General features: G+C 44.0%; 26 protein-coding genes. 22 read left to right on the top strand and 4 right to left on the bottom strand.

What is annotated here, in order from left to right:
* Positions 1–22 precede the first annotated feature (22 nt).
* Positions 23–607 (top strand): YpmS family protein, encoded by a 585-nt coding sequence (locus RH061_RS14485; RefSeq protein ID WP_311071190.1) that lies wholly within the window; start codon positions 23–25, stop codon positions 605–607.
* A 132-nt stretch (positions 608–739) separates the two neighbouring features.
* Here RH061_RS14485 and RH061_RS14480 read toward each other — a convergent pair whose 3' ends face one another.
* Entirely contained in the window at positions 740–1,495 is a 756-nt protein-coding gene (locus RH061_RS14480; RefSeq protein ID WP_311071188.1) for a DUF4397 domain-containing protein, read from the bottom strand.
* A gap of 347 nt (positions 1,496–1,842) precedes the next feature.
* Here RH061_RS14480 and rsgA point away from each other — a divergent pair, with 347 nt between their 5' ends.
* From rsgA to RH061_RS14460, 4 genes are all read left to right on the top strand, one after another.
* Positions 1,843–2,892, top strand: a complete 1,050-nt coding sequence (gene rsgA / locus RH061_RS14475) for a ribosome small subunit-dependent GTPase A (RefSeq protein ID WP_311076404.1) — start codon at positions 1,843–1,845, stop codon at positions 2,890–2,892.
* 506 nt (positions 2,893–3,398) lie between these two features.
* Entirely contained in the window at positions 3,399–3,938 is a 540-nt protein-coding gene (gene msrA, locus RH061_RS14470; protein ID WP_311071187.1) for a peptide-methionine (S)-S-oxide reductase MsrA, read from the top strand.
* Positions 3,935–4,372: a peptide-methionine (R)-S-oxide reductase MsrB gene (gene msrB, locus RH061_RS14465; protein WP_311071185.1), complete on the top strand. Its 438-nt coding sequence runs from the start codon at positions 3,935–3,937 to the stop codon at positions 4,370–4,372. Before msrA ends, msrB begins: the two co-directional genes overlap by 4 nt.
* Before the next feature lie 24 nt (positions 4,373–4,396).
* On the top strand, positions 4,397–4,897 hold the full coding sequence (locus RH061_RS14460; RefSeq protein ID WP_311071183.1) for a PTS sugar transporter subunit IIA: 501 nt from the start codon (positions 4,397–4,399) through the stop codon (positions 4,895–4,897).
* Positions 4,898–4,936: 39 nt separating this feature from the next.
* Here the strand turns inward: RH061_RS14460 and RH061_RS14455 are convergent, their stop codons facing one another.
* Together RH061_RS14455 and RH061_RS14450 are read right to left on the bottom strand one after the other, a co-directional pair.
* Positions 4,937–5,542, bottom strand: a complete 606-nt coding sequence (locus tag RH061_RS14455) for a DUF502 domain-containing protein (RefSeq protein WP_311071181.1) — start codon at positions 5,540–5,542, stop codon at positions 4,937–4,939.
* A 63-nt stretch (positions 5,543–5,605) separates the two neighbouring features.
* Positions 5,606–6,700 (bottom strand): SGNH/GDSL hydrolase family protein, encoded by a 1,095-nt coding sequence (locus tag RH061_RS14450; RefSeq protein WP_311071179.1) that lies wholly within the window; start codon positions 6,698–6,700, stop codon positions 5,606–5,608.
* A 254-nt stretch (positions 6,701–6,954) separates the two neighbouring features.
* On the opposite strand from RH061_RS14450, the gene RH061_RS14445 reads away from it, so the two are divergent.
* The 16 genes from RH061_RS14445 (at position 6,955) to RH061_RS14370 (ending at position 23,350) form a co-directional block, all read left to right on the top strand.
* A complete protein-coding gene (locus RH061_RS14445) occupies positions 6,955–7,095 on the top strand; it encodes a YjcZ family sporulation protein (RefSeq protein ID WP_081742121.1) in 141 nt (46 codons plus the stop codon).
* A gap of 183 nt (positions 7,096–7,278) precedes the next feature.
* Positions 7,279–8,745, top strand: coding sequence for an NAD(P)/FAD-dependent oxidoreductase (locus RH061_RS14440; RefSeq protein ID WP_311071177.1), 1,467 nt, complete (start codon positions 7,279–7,281; stop codon positions 8,743–8,745).
* 65 nt (positions 8,746–8,810) lie between these two features.
* Entirely contained in the window at positions 8,811–9,791 is a 981-nt protein-coding gene (locus RH061_RS14435; RefSeq protein ID WP_311071175.1) for a S66 family peptidase, read from the top strand.
* Between the two features lie 972 nt (positions 9,792–10,763).
* Entirely contained in the window at positions 10,764–12,125 is a 1,362-nt protein-coding gene (locus RH061_RS14430; RefSeq protein ID WP_311071173.1) for an aspartate aminotransferase family protein, read from the top strand.
* Entirely contained in the window at positions 12,126–12,818 is a 693-nt protein-coding gene (locus RH061_RS14425) for a CoA transferase subunit A (protein WP_311071171.1), read from the top strand.
* On the top strand, positions 12,803–13,468 hold the full coding sequence (locus RH061_RS14420) for a 3-oxoacid CoA-transferase subunit B (RefSeq protein ID WP_311071169.1): 666 nt from the start codon (positions 12,803–12,805) through the stop codon (positions 13,466–13,468). Before RH061_RS14425 ends, RH061_RS14420 begins: the two co-directional genes overlap by 16 nt.
* Positions 13,469–13,482: 14 nt before the next feature.
* On the top strand, positions 13,483–14,751 hold the full coding sequence (locus RH061_RS14415; protein WP_311071167.1) for a peptidase: 1,269 nt from the start codon (positions 13,483–13,485) through the stop codon (positions 14,749–14,751).
* Between the two features lie 22 nt (positions 14,752–14,773).
* The gene (gabT, locus tag RH061_RS14410; RefSeq protein ID WP_311071165.1) at positions 14,774–16,102 is read left to right on the top strand and encodes a 4-aminobutyrate--2-oxoglutarate transaminase; all 1,329 of its coding nucleotides are present in this window, start codon (positions 14,774–14,776) and stop codon (positions 16,100–16,102) included.
* Positions 16,103–16,114: 12 nt separating this feature from the next.
* Complete coding sequence (locus tag RH061_RS14405) at positions 16,115–17,536, top strand: aldehyde dehydrogenase family protein (protein ID WP_311071163.1); 1,422 nt, start codon at positions 16,115–16,117, stop codon at positions 17,534–17,536.
* A 57-nt stretch (positions 17,537–17,593) separates the two neighbouring features.
* Positions 17,594–18,460 (top strand): putative beta-lysine N-acetyltransferase, encoded by an 867-nt coding sequence (gene ablB, locus RH061_RS14400; RefSeq protein ID WP_311071161.1) that lies wholly within the window; start codon positions 17,594–17,596, stop codon positions 18,458–18,460.
* Positions 18,461–18,512: 52 nt separating this feature from the next.
* Entirely contained in the window at positions 18,513–19,910 is a 1,398-nt protein-coding gene (locus tag RH061_RS14395) for a sigma-54 interaction domain-containing protein (RefSeq protein WP_311071159.1), read from the top strand.
* A gap of 166 nt (positions 19,911–20,076) precedes the next feature.
* On the top strand, positions 20,077–21,516 hold the full coding sequence (gene kamA / locus RH061_RS14390) for a lysine 2,3-aminomutase (protein WP_311071157.1): 1,440 nt from the start codon (positions 20,077–20,079) through the stop codon (positions 21,514–21,516).
* Positions 21,516–21,797: a YokU family protein gene (locus RH061_RS14385; protein WP_311071155.1), complete on the top strand. Its 282-nt coding sequence runs from the start codon at positions 21,516–21,518 to the stop codon at positions 21,795–21,797. Before kamA ends, RH061_RS14385 begins: the two co-directional genes overlap by 1 nt.
* A gap of 131 nt (positions 21,798–21,928) precedes the next feature.
* Positions 21,929–22,120, top strand: coding sequence for a hypothetical protein (locus RH061_RS14380; protein WP_023627685.1), 192 nt, complete (start codon positions 21,929–21,931; stop codon positions 22,118–22,120).
* Between the two features lie 118 nt (positions 22,121–22,238).
* Positions 22,239–22,460, top strand: coding sequence for a YozE family protein (locus tag RH061_RS14375; protein ID WP_311071153.1), 222 nt, complete (start codon positions 22,239–22,241; stop codon positions 22,458–22,460).
* A gap of 191 nt (positions 22,461–22,651) precedes the next feature.
* Complete coding sequence (locus tag RH061_RS14370; RefSeq protein WP_311071152.1) at positions 22,652–23,350, top strand: hypothetical protein; 699 nt, start codon at positions 22,652–22,654, stop codon at positions 23,348–23,350.
* Here the strand turns inward: RH061_RS14370 and RH061_RS14365 are convergent.
* The gene (locus RH061_RS14365; protein WP_311071150.1) at positions 23,347–23,517 is read right to left on the bottom strand and encodes a hypothetical protein; all 171 of its coding nucleotides are present in this window, start codon (positions 23,515–23,517) and stop codon (positions 23,347–23,349) included. The two genes, RH061_RS14370 and RH061_RS14365, sit on opposite strands and share 4 nt — an antisense overlap.
* A gap of 136 nt (positions 23,518–23,653) precedes the next feature.
* Here RH061_RS14365 and RH061_RS14360 point away from each other — a divergent pair, with 136 nt between their 5' ends.
* The gene (locus RH061_RS14360; protein WP_023627690.1) at positions 23,654–23,827 is read left to right on the top strand and encodes a YozD family protein; all 174 of its coding nucleotides are present in this window, start codon (positions 23,654–23,656) and stop codon (positions 23,825–23,827) included.
* Positions 23,828–23,856 lie beyond the last annotated feature (29 nt).

Genomic DNA, 23,856 nt, shown 5'->3' with positions numbered 1-23,856 from the left:
GGAAGAGGAGTTACAAAGAGTAATGAAAAAAAACAAATGGAAAATAAGCTTTTTTATATTATTGGGTATCATGGCTGCAGTGTTCCTGTCAGTCTGGGTCCTAATCGCTTCACCAGTTGAGGAAACAAAAATAGAGCCTGTCCCGAATCAATCTGATAGAGATGATGTCGCTTTTAATGTTTCGACAAATAAAAGGGATTTGAATCGTGTCATCAATCACTACCTGGAAGAAGAAGTAAAAAACAGCCAGATTGATTATCAAGTTCTGCTGACAGATGAAGTGGAGTTATATGGGACGCTGCCGCTCTTCAGCCAAGAACTGGAACTAAGGCTGACCTTCGAACCGCAAGCATTGAAAAATGGGGATCTAATATTAAAGCAGAGATCCATTTCAGTTGGAAAGCTGAATCTGCCTGTTTCAACCGTACTAAAATTTGTCCGGGACAGCTATGATTTGCCGGACGCCGTGAACATCCAGCCGAAGGAAGAAAGAGTATACGTTTCGATGCAGAGACTTAAGTTGAAAAGTGACATAAAAGTCCGTGTGAATGAGTTTGATTTGAAAAAGGATAACATTAAGTTTACGCTGCTTGTTCCAGCAGATTGAGGAGGCACTCATAAGGGTGCCTTCTTTTCATTTTCTCACATTCATCTTCTTAGGTAGAGGTGGGGCTATTTAGTGAGTGAAAATAATTCCCAGCAATTTTAAAAGAAAAGACAGGCCGGTCGCCCGGCCTCGCTACCCTTGTAATATTAATACTTCAATTGGTGGTTCCCCTTTAGCGGTGCCTACCGCAACGATTGTATAGGCGTTGTTTGGTTCCAACTTAACATCGGGAATTGTCACTACTGTGTTTTTGGTGCCGGCAACTTTCGCCTCAAGCGTAACAGTCATGGGGGTTAACGCTAGATAAGTAGAAGCTTGTTTATAGGATACATTTTGGAAAATGACATCACCATTTTTCCCGGCAATATCTACAGCTGGTGCATCTGGGGAAAGGTGGATAAATTTAGCTTTCGTTTCTCCTACTGGAGTCTGCGGGCTGTCTTCAAAAGTCAGCAGCCGGAGGTTATTGGCAGGACCGGCAATCGCTGCTGTGTATATCCTTCCTGGTTCGACCGATATTTTCTTGCTGATCACGGTAGATACACTATCACCTGCTGGATATATATCAATCTGATATTTCCCTGGCTGGAGCTGCATATGGCTGCTGTTTGATTTATAGCTGAAGTCGCGGAGCACCCTGTTACCATTTACATAAATATCAACATTCTCAACCCCCGGTGAACCGTGCAAGAAACGAACCATTGATGAAGTGGATTGACTTTGCGTTACGGAAGGGGAGCGCATTAACTGGACAGCCTTATTCATGTTTCGCAGATGTTTGTGGTAATACATGACATGCAAGCTTGGGTTAAGGTATTTATAGTAATTGGCCAATAAATCATATATGGCCGCTTTCTGAAGGTAATCATTCTGGTTTCTTGGTGACATACCCCTCACTCCTAAAATTATTGAATGCTCAAATGTAAAGTATGCAAATTGGGCGCAAGAGGTGCAAATAGGCAGCGGGAAGTTGAAATTAAGCTTTACTTGAGGAATGTTTTACCATATACTATAAATAACTAAAAGAGAGGCAGGTGGAGTGAAATGAGCAAAATGTTAATTGTTTCGATGATGACTGTTGCTTTTTGCACGGCCCCTGACCTGAGCGGATCAGTAGACGACTAGTGTCTTATTCTTCATGCTTTTGAACCACGGGCTGTGTATGCCTGTGGTTTTTTATATTATACAAAAGCATGATGGAGGAATAAGAATTGAATTACTTTGAAAATATCGGAATGAGTGTTGAATTGAACAGCCTTTTTAACGAAAATTATCCAGATGGACTGAAGCTGGGCAGAGTAGCATTAGAGCATAAGCATAGTTACAGGGTATGGCTCGATGAAGGAGAATATCTATGTACTTTAGCTGGAAAATTGACATTTGAAGCAAATGGCCGTGAAGATTTGCCGGCAGTCGGAGACTGGGTTGCCGTTCAGGCTTCCCCGGGGGAGAAGCGGGGGATCATTAAAGGCATCCTGCCAAGAAAAAGCAAGTTTTCCAGAAAGGCTGCCGGCCAGGTTACCGAGGAACAAATAGTGGCAGCGAATGTTGATACTGTCTTCATCGTTAACTCACTTAATGATGATTTGAATCTAAGACGAATTGAGCGATACCTGCTTCTTGCATGGGAAAGCGGTTCGAACCCTGTCATCATTTTAAGCAAAGCAGATTTAGCGACGGATTTACAAGCAAAGCTGGATCAAGTTTCCTCAGTGGCTCTCGGTGTACCTGTAATAGCGGTAAGTGTTCTTGAAGGAACAGGCATTGAGGAACTTCAGACCTATCTGGCACCAGGTAAAACAATAGCATTGATCGGTTCGTCAGGAGTCGGCAAGTCAAGCCTTGTCAACTACTTCACAGGATTTGAAAAGCAGCTTGTCCAGGAAATCAGGGAAAGCGATGATAAAGGTAAGCATACTACCACCCATCGGGAATTGGTCCTGCTGCCTGGAGGGGCGATCTTAATTGATACACCAGGAATGAGGGAAATACAGCTATGGACCAGTGAAGATGGAATTACTGAGAGCTTCGCAGATATCGAAGAGTATGCTGATGCATGCAAATTTCGTGATTGCAGCCATAAAAACGAACCCGGCTGCGCAGTTGTGTCAGCAATACAGGAAGGACTGCTCGAAGAAAGCAGACTCGCCAGCTATAAAAAGCTGCAAAAAGAGCTGGCCTATATAGACTGTAAGCTGGATAAAAAGGCACAAGCCGAAGAAAAAAAGCACTGGAAAAACATCAGTAAAGAAGCCCGCCATAATTCCGTGCACAAACGGAGATAATGTAAAAACCTCTTCTATGGAAGGGGTTTTTTATTGTACACCAGGAAATTATAGAAGTATTATTGTGTGGATAACTCCATATGGGTATCTTAATCCAGCTCCAGCGCCTAGCCAGTTTTCATCCCTGACAGTGCATCCTCGAGTATCTTGCGAGATGCGTTAGCTTTGAGCAGCTCGAGACGCTGGTCCAGTTTCGCCTCCTAGAAACTCCGAAACTTCAACTCCGCCGGCAGAAGCAAAAAACGCTTCTTTGTCGGAGTCTCCAGTTTTGCGTTTCTGGACAGTCAGCTATACTTTTCGGTTTCGGTCCGCCCAATGAAGTCAAAGAACGACTTCACCGGTCAGCCCTCCAGCACTTGTCGGGGCTGACCAAGGCGCTTCCGCTTTTTGTTCTTGTTTGAGGGCTCTGAATGTGTTTTTTGCTTTAAAAGTTATACAATAGGGAATAAGTATTTGAGTAGACAGTTACATTAAATTATCAAAAGCTTGAAAGATGAGGTGTCACTATGGAAAAAAGTAAACACGAGCTTGCTACATTTGCCGGAGGCTGTTTCTGGTGCATGGTCAAGCCGTTCGATGAGCAGCCGGGGATTGTCAGCATTGTATCCGGCTATACTGGAGGCACAACAGAGAACCCTACATATGAGCAGGTATGCAGCGAGACCACCGGGCACTATGAAGCTGTACAAATCACATACAATCCAGAAATATTCCCATATGAGAACCTGCTGCAGTTGTACTGGCAGCAAATTGATCCGACAGATCCCGGAGGTCAGTTTTACGACAGGGGACAATCATATCAGACCGCGATTTTTTATCATAATGAGGAACAAAGACAGTTAGCGGAAGAGTCGAAACGGAAGCTTGCCGAAAGCGGGATTTTCACGAAACCTATCGCTACTCAGATTTTACCGGCCAAAACATTTTATCCTGCAGAGACATACCATCAGGATTATTATAAAAAGAATCCTGAAAGGTATAATGCATACCAAATAGGCTCAGGGAGATCTGCATTCATCAGGAATCATTGGGGGGAAAAGAAATGACGAAAAATAATCAAGAGGAGTTAAAGAAGAAACTGACTCCCATGCAATATGAGGTCACGCAAAATAATGGTACCGAACCGCCATTCAGAAATGAGTATTGGAATGATTTAAGAGAGGGAATTTATGTCGATATTGTCTCAGGCAAGGCTTTGTTCAGTTCCAGGGATAAATATGATGCCGGATGCGGCTGGCCAAGTTTCACGAAGCCGATCATGGAGGAAGAGATAATCGAAAAACAAGACACAAGCCATTTCATGGTCAGGACTGAAGTGCGGAGCAAGACGGCAGATTCTCATTTAGGACATGTGTTTGATGATGGACCTGGAGAAAATGGCTTGCGATATTGCATTAATTCAGCAGCATTGAGGTTTGTTCCGAAAGAAAAAATGGAAGAGGAAGGATATGGAGAGTATCTCAAGCTGTTCCAAGATTAATCATTTATGAAAGGAATGATACTGTTGTTTAAAAAGCTATTCGGAATAAAAGAGGAACAGGTTAAAACAATACAGCTGTTAGCACCAATGACGGGTAAAGCAGTAAGTTTATCTTCAGTTCCAGATCCTGTCTTTTCGGAAAAGATGATGGGGGATGGGGTGGCGATCGAACCGTCAGAGGGAGTGGTCGTATCCCCGGTGGAAGGAGAAATCCTGCAGGTTTTCCCAACAAAGCATGCTGTCGGAATCAGGGCGAAAAACGGTGCAGAGCTATTGATCCATATTGGGTTGGAGACTGTTTCCCTCAAGGGAGAAGGCTTCGAAACACATGTAACACAAGGTGATAAAGTGAAGGAAGGCGATAAACTTGTAACCTTTGATCTCTCTGTGATCAGCGAAAAGGCAAAAAGTACTGTGACACCAGTAATCATCACCAACACAGACCAGGCTGCCGAATTGAAAGTTCTAACAGAAGGAAATGTTGAAAAGGGAATAACGCCAATTCTCGAAGTGACCTTTGAATAGGTATCAGGCCATAGTACAAAGAAAAACAGCCGCTGATGATCAGCGGCTGTTTTCATGAACGGATTTTTTGCCATTTGCAGAAGTCATTCCCCCTGAGAGGATGAATTTCAATGCATCTTCAGGCTTTACGTCAATGATTTCAACCTCACTTTTGGGGATGAGGAAGGTGAACCCGGCTACCTGGAACGTCTGGGGTACATAGACCGCAACATGTTCGGATAATGGCTCATGGAATGATTTCAGGTTTTCTGTCGTAATGAAGCCGAGACTTTTCATATTGGTACCTGGTATTGTAACCAGAGCGACCTTGGAGAATGATTTTTTCTCGCCAAGAAAGGAATGGACTGTGTCCTTGATAACAGAGTAAACCGTTTTTACGAAAGGTGTCTTTTCCAGCAATCTGTCAATGAGTTTGATGATACTTCCGGTAATGAAACGGGTGGACAGCCATCCCAAGATCGTAATAAGGACCAGCGTTGTCAGGAGGCCGATGCCAGGTATATACCGTTCTTGCAAATAGGGCTTCAGGACATTCCCAAGAAGGCTGTCTAAGAACATGAATGTTTTATAAATGACATAGATAACGAGGATGATCGGGACTATTGTCAAAATCCCATTAATAAAATTCTTCAATACACTTTTCATGATGAACTCCTTATTCAAAACATATGGAAGTATCATACACTTTTTTAATGTAACTTTCTATAATTATTTTTGTTCATCTTTTGCGGCGATAATCGAAGATATCTGGACGTTTGACTTTTCACTTGTATTGTTTGTTGAAATCGTACCAATTGTTTCAAAACGAACCGTGTGCCGTCCTTTCTCGAGTCCACTTGCGATATATAGATATCTTTCACGAGTAAAAGGCCACCAGGTCGAAAGCGTCGTGACATATTCTCCGTCGATCAACACCCTCACCATTCCTCCGTCCTGGCTTCGAATCGCCTTTACTCCAAGAATCGGGCCTTCGAACTCATATTCTAAATAATCTCCAGGTTTCTTGCTGATATTAATTCCATTTTCAATGACGAATCCCTGGCTGCGAGATAAATTCTTTATTTCGTACAGGGTTAAGGATTGATTCATGGTTAAAGGCTTTGGAAGGCTGGCAATCTCGGTATCTGTCTTGATATTATTCTGGATCAGTTCAAGGATTGAAGCTGCGTACAACTGATATCCTTTCCCATTAGGATGGACCGTATCTGTGGTAAGCTGCTCTGTTAGCATCCCGGATTGTTTAAAAGGGATCCGCATGTCAAGCGGCTTTGCTCCATAATGCACCGATACTCTATTTATCGCATCAGCGAATTTCTCTTGTTTTAAAGGACTTTCGATGATGGTGATGATTTCAGCGCCTGGATAGTGCTCCTTGGCATTCCGGATCAATTTTTCATAAAAGAAAGTAAACTGTTCAGAATCCATGTATTTACGATCATTCTCGCCAAAAACAATGAAAATAAGATCTATGTCCCGGAATTTCGGAGCTTTCTCCAGTTTATAAATTCCTTCGAACGTGGTTGCTCCGCTCTGGACGACCATATTCCTTCTTGCCCGGGACCCGCTGAAATCCTTAATAAGGACCTCCAACTGGTTATACCAGCGTAAATCCTTATTTTCTGCGCCCGCACCCCGGCCTATGCTGTCTCCGATTATTAAATAATTAAACTTCGAACCTGCTTCAATTTTTTCATATACAGTTAAATTTCTGGAAAGGTAATGTTCAGACTTTATCGCTAAAAAGGTAATTACTGCAGCGGTGAGGAGAATTATACTGAATATTTTTTTTGCTCTTGGTGTCATTCTTGTTGGGATCCCTCCGAAAAAATCTATACCCTTATTTTAACCGTTAACTTCCAACATTGTAATAAATTTTCCGGTTATTTGAGTTGAAAGTAACCCATAAATTTATAAAAATGGGCAAATGCACAAACGGGTCAAGTACCCATATCATACCGTAAAGGGAAAGCAATTCAAAAACAAACGAGGAGTGGTTTTTAATGTACGGATATGATAATGCCCCAATGCCTGTAACATCACCAATGGGAACAGCACCAATGCATGGAACTTTCTGTGGCGGAGGTTACCCTTATGCAGGAGTGGGCGGTGCTGGTTACGGATACGGCGGTTTTGCATTGATCGTTGTTCTGTTTATCTTGTTAATCATCATTGGCGCATGCTGCAGCTATAACTGGTAAAAACAATGTACTGAGATAAAATAAGAGGCTGCCTGCCAGGCAGTCTCTTATTATGATTTTTGAAAACACGAACATTATTTCGATTCACAACTGATATAGTTCGTAAATATTGTTGACTCCTGTGCTGTTGTTTGTTATATTTACCAATGGTTAAGCAAAAAACTGATTGGCGGGGGATGCAGAATGAATACAAACTATGATGTGATTGTCGTTGGAGCAGGTCCGGCAGGTATTTTTACTTGTTATGAATTATCGTTGAAGATGCCTGAGGCAAAGGTCTTGCTGGTTGATAAAGGTCACGATATTTACCGGAGGAACTGTCCGATTTTACAGAAGAAAATTGAAAAATGCCCGCCGCCAGCCGGGAAGAAAGATTTTGCCGGTTGCCTTCCAGCCTGTTCGATTACGAATGGTTTTGGCGGTGCCGGAGCATATTCTGATGGAAAGTTCAATATTACAAGTGAATTCGGTGGATGGATGACGGACTACCTTCCTGATTCAAAAGTCGTCGAGCTTATTAAATACGTTGATGAAATTAACCTTAAGCATGGAGCTACAGAAAGCATCACGGACCCAATGACAGATAAGGTCAGGGAAATCGAAAGAAGAGGCTATGCGGCAGGCTTGAAGCTGTTAAGGGCACAGGTACGCCATCTTGGGACTGAGCAGAATCTTGAGATTTTGAAAAATATCTTTGAATACTTAAAAGATAAAGTGGATATGGCGTTCAAGACGGAGATCGAGGATTTGATTACCGAGAAGACTCAAGATGGCCATATAGTCAAAGGTGTTGAGCTTAGGAGCGGTGAGAAAATACTTGCAGGAAAAGTTGTCGTTGCCCCTGGCCGTGACGGCTCCAAATGGCTCACACAGCTTTTGAAAAAAAGAAGGCTTAAGATGATTAACAACCAGGTCGACATTGGCGTCCGTGTTGAAACGTCCAATGTTGTCATGGAGGAAATAAATGAACATTTATATGAAGGGAAATTTATCTTCAATACTTCCGTAGGGACAAGTGTCAGGACATTCTGCAGCAATCCTTCTGGACATGTTGTCGTCGAGAACCATTCTGGAATCATGCTTGCTAATGGCCATGCCTACAAAGATCCTAAACTTGGAAGCGGCAATACCAACTTTGCCTTGCTGGTATCACATACTTTTTCTGAGCCATTTGATAAGCCAAATGAATATGCACATGAGATTTCCAGGCTGGCAAACAGCCTTTCCAACGGCGGCCTGATTGTCCAAAAATATGGTGATATCTTGAAAGGACGCAGGTCAACGGAAAAGAGGATCAAAGAAGGATTTTTAGAACCAACTTTAAAGGAAGCTGTTCCGGGGGACCTGGGACTTGTCCTTCCATATAATACGCTGAAGAGCTTGATCGAGATGACGGAAGCACTTAATCAGGTCACTCCAGGTTTGGCATCAGACCATACTTTGTTCTATGGAGTAGAGGCGAAATTCTATTCGGCAAGACCAAAGTTGAATGACAGATTTGAAACCGAAATCGGCGGACTGTATGTTGGAGGAGACGGTGCCGGCATCACGAGAGGACTGGCACAGGCCAGCGCATGCGGTGTATGGATTGCCACCGACATCATCGAAAAGTCAAAGATTAGCCGGAAAGCTGAGCCTGCACTGGTGTAAAGATACTTACACACTCGCTTTTCTTTGATAAAATAAGAGATAAATAGAGAAGAGGCGGGGAGAGAATGTTTGCACCTAAATTAATGCCAGGGGATGAAATTAGAGTAATTGCGCCAGCGACGAGCATGATCATTTTAAAAGAAGCCCAGGTAGACTTGGCTGTTGAAAGGTTGACGAATCTGGGCTTCAATGTGACATTTGGAAAAAATGCGGATGCACATGACGAGTTCTTCAGCTCATCCATTGCTGAAAGGATTGAGGACTTGCATGATGCTTTTGCAGATCCAAATGTAAAAGGTATCTTAACTGCAATTGGCGGGTATAATTCCAATCAGCTGCTAAAGTATATAGACTTCGACCTGATTGCTGCAAATCCAAAGATTTTGTGCGGGTACAGTGACATTACTGCGCTGCAACTGGCAATCTATCAAAAAACAGGTCTCGTAACCTACTCGGGTCCTCATTTTTCAAGCTTCGGTGTGAAGCATGGACTAGAATATACTATGGAATCGTTCTTGCAGGCAGTCACCAATGATGCGCCATATGAGATTGTACCATCTGAAACGTGGTCTGACGATGCCTGGTATCTCGACCAGGAAAATCGGACATTCCATGAACAAAACGGCTATTTGGTCCTCCAGGAAGGAGAGGCCGAAGGTAGACTGGTCGGCGGAAATCTTTGTACGATGAACTTGCTTCAGGGTTCAGAATTCATGCTTTCCCTGAAAGATAGCATCCTGTTCATTGAGGATGACGAAGAAAGCCATTCCAGGAGCTTTGATAGAGACCTGCAATCGCTGCTGCATCTTCCGGATGCTGACTCGATCAAAGCGCTGTTGATTGGCCGCTTCCAAAAAAACTCTAATATTACGGAAGAGGCATTAAGGAAGATTATTTTCAGTAAGGAAGAGCTGCGCAACATACCCATCATCGCAAATGTCAATTTCGGCCATGTCCAGCCATTCGCGACATTGCCAATCGGAGCAACCGCCACTGTAAAAGCAGCGGCAGGCCAAACCGAGATCTTTATTGAACAGAAAGAATAGGATATATTTTGAGGCACCTTTGCAGGTGTCTTTTTTTTAGGGCGTTGCTGAATTATGAATAGCTTTGAAGCTATCTGAAGCAGGTTCAAGTTCAGACAAAACAGCCGATGGAAGAGCAGAAATTGTCCGAAGTCACCCCAGGTTCGGACAAAACAACCGGCAGAAGAGCAATATTTGTCCGAAGTCACCGCAGGTTCGGACAAAACAGCCAGCGGAAGAGGTGAATTTGTCCGAAGTCACCCCGGGTTCGGACAAAACAGCCGATGGAAGAGCAGAAATTGTCCGAAGTCCCCCCAGGTTCGGACAAAACAGCCAGCGGAAGAGGTGAAATTGTCCGAAGTCACCCCGGGTTCGGACAAAACTGCCAGCGAAAGAGCAGAAATTGTCCGAAGTCACCCCCGGTTCGGACAAAACAGCCAGCGGAAGAGATGAATTTGTCCGAAGTCACCCCGGGTTCGGACAAAACAGCCAGCGGAAGAGCAATATTTGTCCGAAGTCACCGCAGGTTCGGACAAAACAGCCGGCAGAAGAGCAGAAATTGTCCGAAGTCCCCCCAGGTTCGGACAAAACAGCCAATGGAAGAGCAGAAATTGTCCGAAGTCCCCCCAGGTTCGGACAAAACAGCCAATGGAAGAGCAGGAATTGTCCGAAGTCACCCCCGGTTCGGACAAAACAGCCAGCGGAAGAGGTGAATTTGTCCGAAGTCACCCCGGGTTCGGACAAAACAGCCAGCGGAAGAGCAATATTTGTCCGAAGTCACCCCGGGTTCGGACAAACTGCCAGCGAAAGAGCAGAAATTGTGTCCGAAGTAGCCAGTCCTCAATTTGAATATTCATTTATAAGAACCAACCCTTCCAAAAATCCAGCCCTGTCCCACTTAATTTTTTCATCTTCAAGAAAGATTCCCGCTTTCATTTCATACACTTTACAGAATGTCCATTTAATTTTAATTGCGGTGAATGGAGTGAAATTATGAAGCCGTCCTACTTGATTAAACCTGCCTTGGATGAGAGCTATCCAGAGATTGACTATGGAAAGGGTGTCTTTCTTTTTGACAAGGAAGGCAAAAAATATCTTGATGCTGCATCCGGGGCTGTCACAGCAAATATTGGACACGGGGTTCCCGAAATTATCCTGGCCATGCATGAGCAGTCGAAAAAGGTGTCTTTTGTCTATCGCTCTCAATTCACCAGTGAGGCAGCTGAAAAGCTTGCGGAAAAAATTGCTGATGCTTTGCCGGGGGATTTAAATTGGAGTTTCTTTGTAAATAGTGGTTCAGAGGCTACAGAAACCGCGCTTAAGATTGCGATTCAGTACTGGCAAGAAAAGGGGATCAAGTCAAAGACAAAAATTTTATCCCGATGGATCAGCTACCATGGAATCACTTTAGGGGCCCTTTCGATGTCAGGGCATCCAGGGAGGAGAGCAAGGTTCGTTCCATTGCTTGAGGAATTCCCGTCCATTTCACCTCCATATTGCTACCGATGTCCATATCAAAGCACAGCACCTGAATGTGGTTTTTTATGTGCGATGGAGCTAGAGGGAGCAATCAAGCGGATTGGTTCTGAACATATCGCCGGGTTCATCGCAGAACCGGTGATCGGTGCTGCTGGAGGCGCAATAACTCCTCCAAAAGGATATTACGAAACAATCAAGAAGATTTGTGACGAAAACAATATATTATTCATCGCGGATGAGGTGATGACAGGCTTTGGCCGAACAGGACCGATGCTCGCATCTGAACACTGGAACATCATCCCCGACATTGTCGTTCTTGGAAAAGGAATGGGGGCAGGATACGCTCCGATAGCAGCAACGGTGGTCAGTGACCATGTAATGGAGCCAATTCAGAGCGGCTCTAAATCGATTATGAGCGGCCATACTCTTAGCGCGAATCCCCAGTCATGCGCAGCCGCACTGGCTGTCTTGGAATACCTTGAGAACAATCAGATCCTCAGTGAAGTCGAATCAAAGTCTGTCTACCTGAAAAATAAACTCGATAAGTTGAAAAACCAGTTTGAGTTTATCGGTGATGTCCGGGGCAAGGGTTTGCTTCTAGGTCTTGAATTTGTCAGGTTGGCAGGTGCGAAAATCCCGTTTGAACGAAGCATCAAGTTAACAGAGCTAGTTGTAAAAACAGGAAGGGAGAAAGGGATTTTGCTGTATCCTGCCGGCGCCGGCCTGGATGGTCTGTCAGGAGACGCAGTCATTATCTCCCCACCGCTTACGATCACCAGGCGAGAGATTGATGAATTGATAGCTTTGCTGAAGGCAACATTCAATGAAGTGTATAGAATATTGGGATTTGCTTGTGAAAATGGAGATGAGAAATAGATGGAAAATCCATTTGGAAAAATAGCGACACTCGAACAGGCGATGGAGCATTTTTATGACGGGATGACCTTGATGTTTGGCGGTTTTGGTGGAGTAGGGTCTCCTCCTGATTTGATAGACGGCATTCTTGAAAAAGAAATAAAAAATCTTGTGCTGATTGGGAATGATACAGGTTTTCCTGAAATCGGCATCGGTAAAATTGTCAGCCGTGGAAAGGCAAGGAAAGTCATCGCCTCGCATATCGGGTCCAATCCGGTAGCAGGCGAACTGATGACCAAGGGGGAACTGGAGGTTGAGTTTTCGCCGCAAGGAACTCTGACAGAACGAATCCGCGCGGGAGGAATGGGTCTTGGCGCCATATTGACAGATGTCGGCGTCGATCATGACTTTGTTTCAAAAGGAAAAAGGAGAATGACCTTGAACGGCAAAGAATATTTGATCGAAACAGCTTTAACTGCCGAAGTTTCAATCGTTTATGCCAAAAAAGCAGACCCATATGGAAATCTTGTCTTTGATAAAAGTGCCAGGAATACAAACCCGCTTGTAGCGATGGCTGGAAATTTCACCATTGCGGAGGCAGAGGAAATTGTCCCCCTTGGCAGCCTGGATCCCGAAGAAATCATTACGCCTGGAGTATTCGTGGATATGGTAATTCCTTCTGGAGGGGTGAATTGGAAATGGGCATGGGAGTAGATGTCAGAAATAGAATGGCCAGACGAGCCGCCGAAGAAATCTCTCCGGGCATGGTTGTCAACCTGGGCATAGGAATTCCCTCTCTGGTCCCAAACCACCTTCCCAAGAATACGAGAGTCATGTTCCATGCAGAAAACGGGATAGTTGGGATGGGGCAGTCGCCTCAAAAAGGGTTTGAGGATGAAAACCTGTGCAATGCTGGCGGTTTCCCGGTTACTGTCATGGCGGGTTCGTCTTATTGCGATAGTGCTGTCGCCTTCGGAATGATTCGCAGAGGCAGAGTGGACCTTACTATTCTAGGATCCTTGCAGGTTAGCCAAAAAGGGGACCTGGCAAACTGGATTGTCCCGGGCAAGAAGGTTCCAGGTATGGGAGGGGCAATGGAGCTGGCACAAAAGACCCGGAAAGTTGCCGTATTGATGAACCATACCGATAAAAACGGGGCTTCTAAAATCGTTCAGTCTTGTACCTTGCCTTTGACGGCAGCAGAATGTGTCGACTTGGTGATTACCGATCTCGCAGTTTTTAAAATAATGGATGGTTCTTTGATTTTGTCTGAACTTTTTGCGCCACATACAATACCTGAAGTTACCTCTAAGACCGCATGCGAATTTACAATCGCAGAAGAGGTCAGGATTATCGAATATTAAAAGGGGCTGATATCGTGCAAACTCCTGAGCAAAAGGTGAGGAATTACATTAAAGAAAGCAGGATCAGAGGGACGCGGCTTTTACAGAAATTAGTTCAGGAACCTAGTACTAGAGGGAATGAAAGCGGAGCGCAGGCAGTCATTATAGAAAAATGCCGCGAGCTTGGACTTGAAATGGATATATGGGAAATCGGGGATAACGCACTTACTGTCCATCCGGCATTTTGTTCTGATCGAAAAGACTTCAATGGAAATCCAAATGCTATAGGGATTATGAGGGGGACAGGCGGAGGCAAATCGATGATCCTCAATGGCCATATTGATGTTGTTCCCGCAGGTGACCCTAAAGATTGGGATAAAGACCCGTTCAGCGGGCATATCGAATGCGGGAAGCTGTTTGGCAGAGGCTCAACAGATATGAAGGGCGGAACAACTTCACTGCTTATGGCAATGGAGGCAATTAAGAATTCAGGAATAAGGTTAAAGGGCGATGTTATTTTTCAGAGTGTGATTGAAGAAGAAAGCGGTGGCGCTGGAACCCTCGCGACGGTACTGAGAGGATATAAAGCGGATGCTGCCATCATCCCTGAGCCGACCAATATGAAGCTGTTTCCAAAACAGCAAGGATCGATGTGGTTCAGAATTTCTGTAAAAGGAAAAGGGGCGCATGGCGGAACAAGGTATGAAGGTATCAATGCGATTGAAAAATCCATGCTGGTGATTGATAGACTAAGAGATTTGGAGACTCAGAGAAATGAGAGAATCACAGACCCGTTTTTTGAGAGCATCCCGATTCCAATTCCTATCAATATCGGGAAAATCCATGCAGGAGACTGGCCATCATCTGTACCCGATTTAGCTGTCATTGAGGGCAGGATGGGGGTCGCCCCCAATGAAACGCAGGATGAGGCAAAGCAGGAAATGTTGGAAGCCATACTCGGAGTCTGTAATGAAGATACGTGGCTGAGGGATAATTCACCTGTGCTTGAATGGTTCGGTGCTAGCTGGCTTCCTGGCGACATGGATCCCGAACATGAACTGATTCATGTCCTTTCCGATAGCTTTAAGCAAGTAAAGGAAAAGACTCCTTTAATCGAAGCGTCTCCATGGGCTACTGACGGAGGAATCCTTTCCAAGGTCGGCGGCGTACCGGTAATGGTCTTTGGGCCGGGAGTAACGGAAACGGCCCATCAGGCGAATGAGTATATCAAGCTTGAAGATGTTTTTGAAGCTGCTGAAATCATAGCCCTTGCATTACTGAAGTGGTGTGAGGTCAGCGATTAGAGAAAAAAGGGGGAATCATGCAATGGGATATATAAAGATCAACACAGCGATACCGGGTCCGAAGGCACAGGCATTGTTAGCGCGAAAGGAAAAAAGTGTCCCTCTGGGACCGTTCAACACAATCAAGTCGTTTGCGGAAAAAGGAAAAGGTGCATTGTTGACGGATGTCGATGGAAATACCTTCATCGATTTTGCCGGGGCCATTGGAACTTTGAATGTGGGCCACTGTCCACCCGAGGTTGTGGATGCACTGCATGAGCAGATTGACCGCTACCTTCACCCTTGCTTTCATGTGATGATGTATGAACCATATATAGAACTGTCAGAATTGCTGAATGAGATCACTCCAGGAACTCATGATAAAAAAACCTTTTTTCTGAGCAGCGGAGCAGAAGCAGTTGAAAATGCGATCAAGATCGCCAGGAAATATTCGGGACGAAAAGGAATCATTTCATTTGAAAGAGGATTTCATGGAAGGACCTATATGGCCATGTCCCTGACTAGCAAAGTGAAGCCATACAAATACCAGTTCGGGCCTTTCGCTCCGGAAACTTATAAATGGCCTTACCCGGTTTATTCTCAGGAGAAAGAGATGAAACCTGAAGAACTGGACGCCTATATGCTGAAGAAGTTTGAGACTTTTTTCCTTAGCGAGGTTCCTGCTACCGAAATTGCGGCTGTCATAATGGAACCGATTCAGGGGGAAGGCGGATTTAATATTCCATCCAAGGTTTTTGTCCAGGGAGTGAAGAGAATCTGTGAACAGTATGGAATTCTCTTTATTGCAGATGAAATCCAAACCGGTTTTGGCAGGACTGGAAAGATGTTTGCGATGGAGCACTACGATGTTGTCCCAGACTTGATGACCATGTCAAAATCAATAGCTGCCGGACTCCCAATCAGTGCGGTCACAGGCAGGGCCGAGATTATGGATTCAGCAGGTGTTGGCGAAATTGGCGGTACCTTTGGGGGAAGTCCTCTTGGTTGTGTAGCGGCAGTAAAAGTCGTTAAAATGATAGAAGAGCAAAAACTTCTTGAAAGAGCAAACTTGTTTGGTGAAAAATTTCATGCTAGGTTCGGCAAGCTGACAGACCGCTTTCCGGAGATTGGCGATATCCGTTCAATTGGTGCAATGTGTGCGATAGAATTTTTCGATAAGGATGATCAACCTAACGGACAATTGGTCCGGGAAATACTCGCTAAAGCACATCAGCGTGGCTTGATCTTAATGAGCGCAGGTCTTTACGGCAATGTAATCAGGCTTTTGGCTCCTCTCGTCATAACAGATGAGCAGATTGAGGAAGGATTCGATGTGCTGGAGGCAGTCATTATTGAATGCTGCGAGCGATAGGAGGGGTAAGCAATGAAACAAAATTTATGGATAAATGGAGAGAGCGTTGAAACGGAAAAATATCGTCAGCTTTCTAATCCATTCAATGGAGAGAAAATTGCCGATGTTGCCGAAGCAGGCAAGGATGATGTCATAAGGGCGATCGATTCAGCGGCAGGAGCAGCAAGAGCGATGGCAGAAATGGATGCCCACAAGCGTTCGGATATCCTGCGGAGAGTGGCGGAATTCATCCAGGAAGACAGGGAGGAGTGTGCCCGGCTGATTGCGGAGGAGTCCTCCAAACCATTGAAGATAGCTCGAGGGGAAGTCGACCGTACCATCATGACCTATACTTTTGCATCAGAAGAAGCCAGGAGGATCCATGGTGAAACAATTCCAATGGATGCGGCACCTGGAGGCGAGGGAAGAGTCGCCTATACAGTAAGGGAACCGCTGGGTGTGATTGCTGCGATCACACCATTCAACTTTCCGATGAATCTAGTGGCCCATAAGGTCGGGCCGGCAATAGCAGCCGGTAATACGGTCGTCCTTAAGCCGGCCAGCCAGACACCGTTATCGGCATACAAAATAGCCTCCTATTTCCATAGAGCAGGTCTCCCGGCGGGAGCTCTGAATGTAATCACTGGAAGTGGAAAAAGCATTGGCGATGTGCTGATTTCGGATGATCGGGTGCAAATGGTCACATTCACAGGCAGCCCTGAAGTGGGGAAGCATATCCGCGAAAATGCAGGTCTTAAAAGAGTAACTCTTGAACTAGGTTCCAATTCTGCATTGATTGTCGACGAAGGAACGGATTTTAACAAGGTTATGCCAAGAATCGTTACGGGAGCATTCTCAAATCAAGGCCAGGTCTGCATATCAATACAGAGAATTTTCTTACATGAAAGCATTGCTGATGAATTTGTTTCAACATTTGTTGAAGAAGCTGGTAAGCTGAAGGTAGGAGATCCGCTGGATGAGCAAACAGACTTAGCTGCGATGATCAGCGCGAATGATGTGACCAGGGCAAAAACGTGGATTCAGGACGCTGTGGAAAATGGAGCGGAGCTAGTGTATGGCGGAGAGAGTGAAAAGCAAATCTTGAAGCCGACTGTTCTGCTCAATGCACAACTCACTGACAAAATTTCCTGTGAGGAAGTTTTCGCCCCAGTTGTCCATATCAACACTTTCAAAGAGTTCGATGATGCGTTAGCACAAGTCAATGACTCCCAATTCGGCCTTCAGGCAGGAGTCTATACGAAAGATCTTCAAAAAGCTTTCAAAGCGGCAAAAATCCTTCATGTTGGCGGTGTGATGATCAATGATATCCCGACATTCCGGGTAGATCACATGCCATATGGCGGCGTCAAAATGAGCGGGAACGGCAGAGAAGGGATTAAATACGCTTTAGAAGAGATGACAGAACTGAAGCTTGTATCAATCAAACTAGATTGACTGTCAGCCTGGCCCAAAGCCAGGCTTTTCATACATTTGGGAATTGGGGGAATGAACATGCATTTAGGGAAAACATTGAGCTTTTCCGAAAAGAACTATAACCTGACTGTTTACCTTGACCAACAGAATAAGCGGGTCAGGGTGGAAGACTATTTAGGCTGTTTACCACATGTTCTGGATCATGCAGAGAAGCTTGTGGAGAGCGAAAATGCAGACAAGCTTATTATTAAGGGCAGGAAAGAGAATTTTACAGAGCTGCTTGAACGTGGCTTCAGTTTTGAGGCAAGTATTGACGGATTTTTCCTCGGTAATGAATGTGTGTTCTTTTCGAAGTTCTATAGCGACGAAAGAAGGACTTCACCGCACTGGGTACAGGAAGATGGAATCATCAAAAGCGTGTATCATCTGGCTGAACCGGCGCAGAACATCACGCCTCCAAAAGATTACATCCTGAAAAAAATGGTTGAAACAGATGCTCTGGGCCTGTCTGTTTTGTATAGTAAGGTTTTTCAAATCTATCCGACACCATTGAATGACCCAGAGTATATCATCAAAACAATGAAAGAAGGAAGTATTTATTTTGGATTTGTCCATGATGGTGAAATCGTCAGCGCAGCATCAGCGGAAGTGAACTCTTTTTATAAAAATGCTGAAATGACGGATTGCGCAACCTTAAAAGAACATAGAAAGCACGGGTTAATGAAGGTGCTGATTGCACGTCTTGAGGATGAACTGATTGAAAATGGCATCTATTGCTCTTACTCCATCGCCAGGGCTTTATCCTTTGGGATGAATGCAGCACTGTATCAATTGGGCTATGCATATCGAGGCAGGCTGGTGAACAACGTGTATATCTATGATAAAATTGAAAACATGAATGTTTGGGTAAAGGATTTGGCAAAAACGCCAAATTTTGGGCGGTGAAAGGACAGTTTTTCGGCACTCTGTCATATACTCAATATGGGAGTGTGATGAGATGAATTCAGTATCCAATGTGACGGAAGAAATCTTAAGCGCAATATTGAAGTGCATTGATGAGGCAATCCACGTCGTGAATACAGATGGGATGACCATTTTTTATAATGAAGTTGCTGCCAGGCACGATGGATTGGAAATCAGCGAAGTGATTGGAAAGCCGCTGCTTAGTGTATTTCCTTCACTGAACAATCAATCCAGCACTCTTTTGAAAGTAATTGAAACGAAGAAACCGATTTTTAATGAAACCCAGTCATTTGTCAATTTGCATGGGCGGAAAATTGACACTGTCAATACAACCCTGCCAATTTTTGTTCAGGGAGAATTGATCGGTGCAGTGGAAATTGCAAAGGATTATTCCCAGATCAAGCAGCTGTCTGAACGTCTGGTAGAAATACAAAAAAGGCTTAAGCTTCGTGGAGGAAAGGCGGTCAAACAACAGGCGGGATATTCGTTCAGCGATGTGCTGACTAAAAATAAACATTTTACAGCGATAAAAAAGAAGGCAGAGAAACTAGCAAGATCAGATTCACCGATTCTTGTATACGGAGAAAGCGGAACTGGAAAAGAGCTTTTTGTCCAATCCATCCATAATTCCTCCAACCGGGCAGATGGACCATTCATTGCACAAAACTGTGCAGCGATCCCTGAAAACCTGCTGGAAAGCATCCTGTTTGGCACCTCTAAGGGAAGCTATACGGGGGCGGTGGACAGGCCGGGTCTTTTTGAGCTGGCGAACGGTGGAACACTATTCCTTGATGAGTTGAATTCAATGCCTTTTGACTTGCAGGCAAAGCTGCTCCGTGTCCTTGAGGATGGAGCTGTCAGAAGAATCGGCAGTACAAATGTCATTTCTGTCAATGTCAGGGTCATTTCTGCGATGAATGTATACCCAGCTCAGGCTATGGAGGAGAACCAGCTGAGGACGGATTTGTTTTACCGCCTGAATGTATTGACATTCGAACTAATGCCTTTGAGGCAAAGGAAAGAGGACATCCTGTTTTTATCCGATATCTTCATCAGCCATTATAATAACCAGCTGAGTAAGCAAGTCTCCGGATTGGATGACCATGTGAAAGCCATTTTCTTGAACCACCAATGGCCAGGAAATGTCAGGGAACTGAAGCATACAATTGAATACATGATGAATGTATGTGAAAGCACTATGCTGACTGGACAAGACCTGCCAATGATGCTGAGGAACATCGAGCCAGAGCCAGCTGCTGAAGAAACACGAAACACTTTTGTTTTAAGGGACCACCTGAAAGAGTTGGAAATCAAATTAATCAATGATGCGCTGGATGCTTCAGGCGGCAATATACAAAAAGCAGCAGCCCTCCTGGATATTCCGAGGCAAACACTCCAATATAAAATGAAAAAATTAAAAATTACTTCCTAATCTGCCGAATTTTAAGCAGGTTATTTTTTTTATACCAGCTTATTTATCCCAGCATTTGTATAGAACCCTTGCAGGATACCGGATTAATTGAATTCAGAATAATCCGTCACTTTTGGCACGGAACTTGCAATATAAATAGCTATAAATATAGCTGGGGGGAATTAGGATGAAACAGACTTTATATAAGCCTTCAAGACATTGGAAGGATATTGAGCTTTGGAAAGATGTTACGGATGAGCAATGGAATGATTGGCTTTGGCAGCTTACAAATACAATCAGGACACTGGAGGATTTAAAGAAGGTTATCAATCTTACGCCTGAAGAAGAAGAGGGTGTCAGGATCTCGACGAAAACCATTCCGTTGAATATCACACCTTACTACGCTTCATTAATGAATCCGGATGACCCGCGCTGCCCGATCAGAATGCAGTCAGTCCCCATCTCAAAGGAAATTCACAAAACAAAATATGATCTTGAAGACCCTCTGCATGAAGACGAGGATTCACCAGTACCTGGTTTAACACATAGATATCCTGACAGGGTGCTTTTCCTTGTGACCAACCAATGTTCGATGTATTGCCGTTATTGTACAAGGAGAAGGTTTTCAGGCCAAATCGGAATGGGGGTTGCCAAGAAGCAGCTTGATGCTGCAATCAATTATATCAAGGACACCCCTGAAGTCCGCGATGTATTGATTTCTGGCGGAGATGGTCTGCTCATCAACGACAATATTCTCGAATATATATTAAAAAACCTCAGGGAAATCGACCATGTTGAAATCATCAGGATTGGAACGAGGGCACCGGTTGTTTTCCCGCAGCGAATTACAGAGAATCTTTGTTCCATCCTTAAAAAATACCATCCAATCTGGCTGAATACACATTTCAACACATCAATCGAAATCACGGAAGACTCGAAGCGAGCCTGTGAAATGCTTGCAAATGCGGGTGTACCGGTCGGAAACCAGTCCGTCATATTGGCAGGAATCAATGACAGTGTCCCGATTATGAAAAAGCTTATGCATGACCTGGTAAAAATCCGTGTCCGGCCATATTATATTTACCAATGTGATTTATCAGAAGGAATCGGGCATTTCCGTGCTCCAGTCACGAAGGGCCTTGAAATTATTGAAGGATTAAGAGGGCATACATCAGGCTACGCCGTCCCTACATTCGTGGTTGATGCACCGGGCGGAGGCGGGAAAATTTCTCTTCAGCCAAATTATTTGATTTCACAGAGTCCGGAAAAAGTCGTCCTCCGAAATTTTGAAGGTGTCATTACCTCTTACCCTGAACCTGAAAATTATGTAGCAGGCAGAGCAGAGGGCTACTTCAAACAAGTGTACCCTGACTATGAAAAGAAAAAATCGAACACTGGAATTGCAGCGATCATGAACGACAGCGAATTCAATCTGATCCCGGAAGGCCTTGGACGAATCGATCGCAGGGAGCAGTATGAGGAAGACCCGGCACATGCTTCTTTGAAGGATAAGCGTGAAAAACGTGATGAGCTGAAGGAAAAGAAGTTCATGGCACAACAGAAAAAAACGACAGCTCAAGCGGTTGATGGCCAGGGAGCTATCCCTTCGACTAAGGGGGTTGACTGATGGGAAAATGCGAGTGGTGCAGCAGTGAAAATACCAAAGCTGTAAGTGACAAAGTCTATTGGGAACTTCCGGACGGAACACAAGCGATCCAGATTGATGAAACACCGGCTGTCCATTGCCTAGACTGCCAAATGACATACCAGACCGATTTGATCACGAAGGAAATCGAAGACCAATTATTTTTAATCGATACGAAAAAACTCGGCAAAGTAGTCACCTTTGAAGAATTGATGGCCCAGCCAAGATTGTTGAAGCGGAATTACTTTGACTTTTCATCCTGATATGCGGGTGTGATAAAAATAACCTGAACCTGCATGTTGTTCACAAAATTTTCATACTTCCTTTTTATCCACTTACTCCCTCCTCTTTATAATAGAGTGGGGAGTATCTATTTAGGAAATGGGGAGAGAAAATGTCCATCGCATTATCAATCATGCTGGTTGCGGCAATGGTTGTCTTATTCTTTTGCGGATATTATGTTAGGCTGATCATTGAGAAATTCGGGATGAACTGGCTCCATGCCGTGCCAATCACCGTGGCGATTTTAATGTTCAATATCATATGGGCATTGCTTGAGATGGCGAAATCAGCCAGATGGCAATGAAAGCTGGGGCACCTCACTAAATCGGGAGGTGCCCTGTTTTTTGCATTAAAGTGGACGTGAACTTCGCAAATCCGTTATAGTATGGACAAACTAATTTTAACAATAGGCAGGCGTTCATATGTATAAAAGCTTTTACCACTTTCTTATGAAGTACCGGACCACAAAACCAAGTGATGCGATTAGCAGGTTTGCAAATTCGGCATACGATGATCTCGCGTTCCCAAAAAACTCTGAGGATTATGATGAAATTAGCTCATATCTAGAAATGAACGGCCAATATCCGGAAAGTATGGCCGTTTTTGACGAAGCTTGGGAGGAATATTTGATAGCAGAAAGCTAAAAATGGCTCTCGCGGCTAAAACCGTGGGAGTCTTTTTTTTACAAGTGAGTACCTTTTTAAAAAATCTTAGACCGGGCTTTTATATACAATAAAAGCTCCTTACATCCAATATCTAGGCGTAGCGATTTTCTGAAAATTGCATATACTGTTGTAATCACAATTCACGACTCATCGTTGAGAGGATGGAGGAAATGGAAAAACGAAAGAAACCTAAGTTTAACATCGGTGATACAGTCGTGATCACTATTTATGGAACTGTGGGGAAAGTGACAGATGTAAAATGGCTTGACGGCCTTCATGTATATGAGATAAATAAGAGCGAGGGCTTGTATTTGGAAACAAGTTTGCAGATGCTCTCTGAATACGATGGGAAGCTGCTTGAAAAGGAGCAAATCGACATCGAATACAAATATTTCTTTGGTGACTTAGTGCAGGTTAAAGGGTATGGCTCCGATCTATTTAAAGTTGTCGGTTTCCGGACTGAAATCTGGAGATATAAAGAAGATGCCTGGGAAGATGTCATTTATGAACTATCCAGGATAAAAGATGGAGAATGGCTTGAAGCAGGGGAAGAAGAACTGACACTCGTTGCGGATTCAGACAGTGCAGATACGTTTATCCAGAAGCTGGGTCTGTTGTTTTCAGCAAATAAAGAAGTGAAGCCATCAGTCAATCTTGATAAGAAGTCTCAACAGCCGCGAGCGGGAGAAAAAGAAGAACTGCGGAAAATCAATCAAAAGAGGATGACGATCGATAATTTGCTTGATATTTATAATGATTATCGGATTTTATATAAGTGGTTCAAAGATGATGAATATGCCCATGTCATGAGAGTCATTCTTCGTAAGCTTTCAACGCTCGTTAATAATGATGGCAAAAGCCATGTTTAAAATAAACTTGCAAATTCAAAAAGCACATAAGCAAGAAAAGGAATTCCCGACACTAAAATAGCTTTAAATAAGAAGTTCACGACATTGCCGAACAATTCAACCACCATACTATCTTCCTTGTTCACGTCCTCAATAAACATTTCAGCAAGGTTACCAATTCTCTCCATACCTGTTCACTCCCAATTTGAATTTATTCCATTCTATGCTTGTCCAAAAGCAATAGAACAATTTTCAGAAAATTGGTTGAGCTTGGCATGAAATAGGCGTGCTTCACATACATTTGGAATAAAGGGGGGCGAATCTGTGAAAGAGATTGAGGTTGTTATCGATACAGAGGAGATTGCTGAATTTTTCTTTCATGAACTTGTAAAAAGGGGATACGTTCCCACAGAGGAAGAACTTGAAGAGATGGCAGATATCACATTTGAATATCTGATCGAAAAATGTATCATCGATGAAGAAGAAGATATAGACTAGGCTAGGTTCAATAAACACGGTTAGGGCAG

This window comes from Mesobacillus jeotgali (assembly GCF_031759225.1).
Taxonomy (GTDB): domain Bacteria; phylum Bacillota; class Bacilli; order Bacillales; family Cytobacillaceae; genus Mesobacillus; species Mesobacillus jeotgali_B.
The sequence above is the reverse complement of the archived record's forward strand: the minus strand, read 5'-3'. Positions and strand labels throughout refer to the sequence as shown.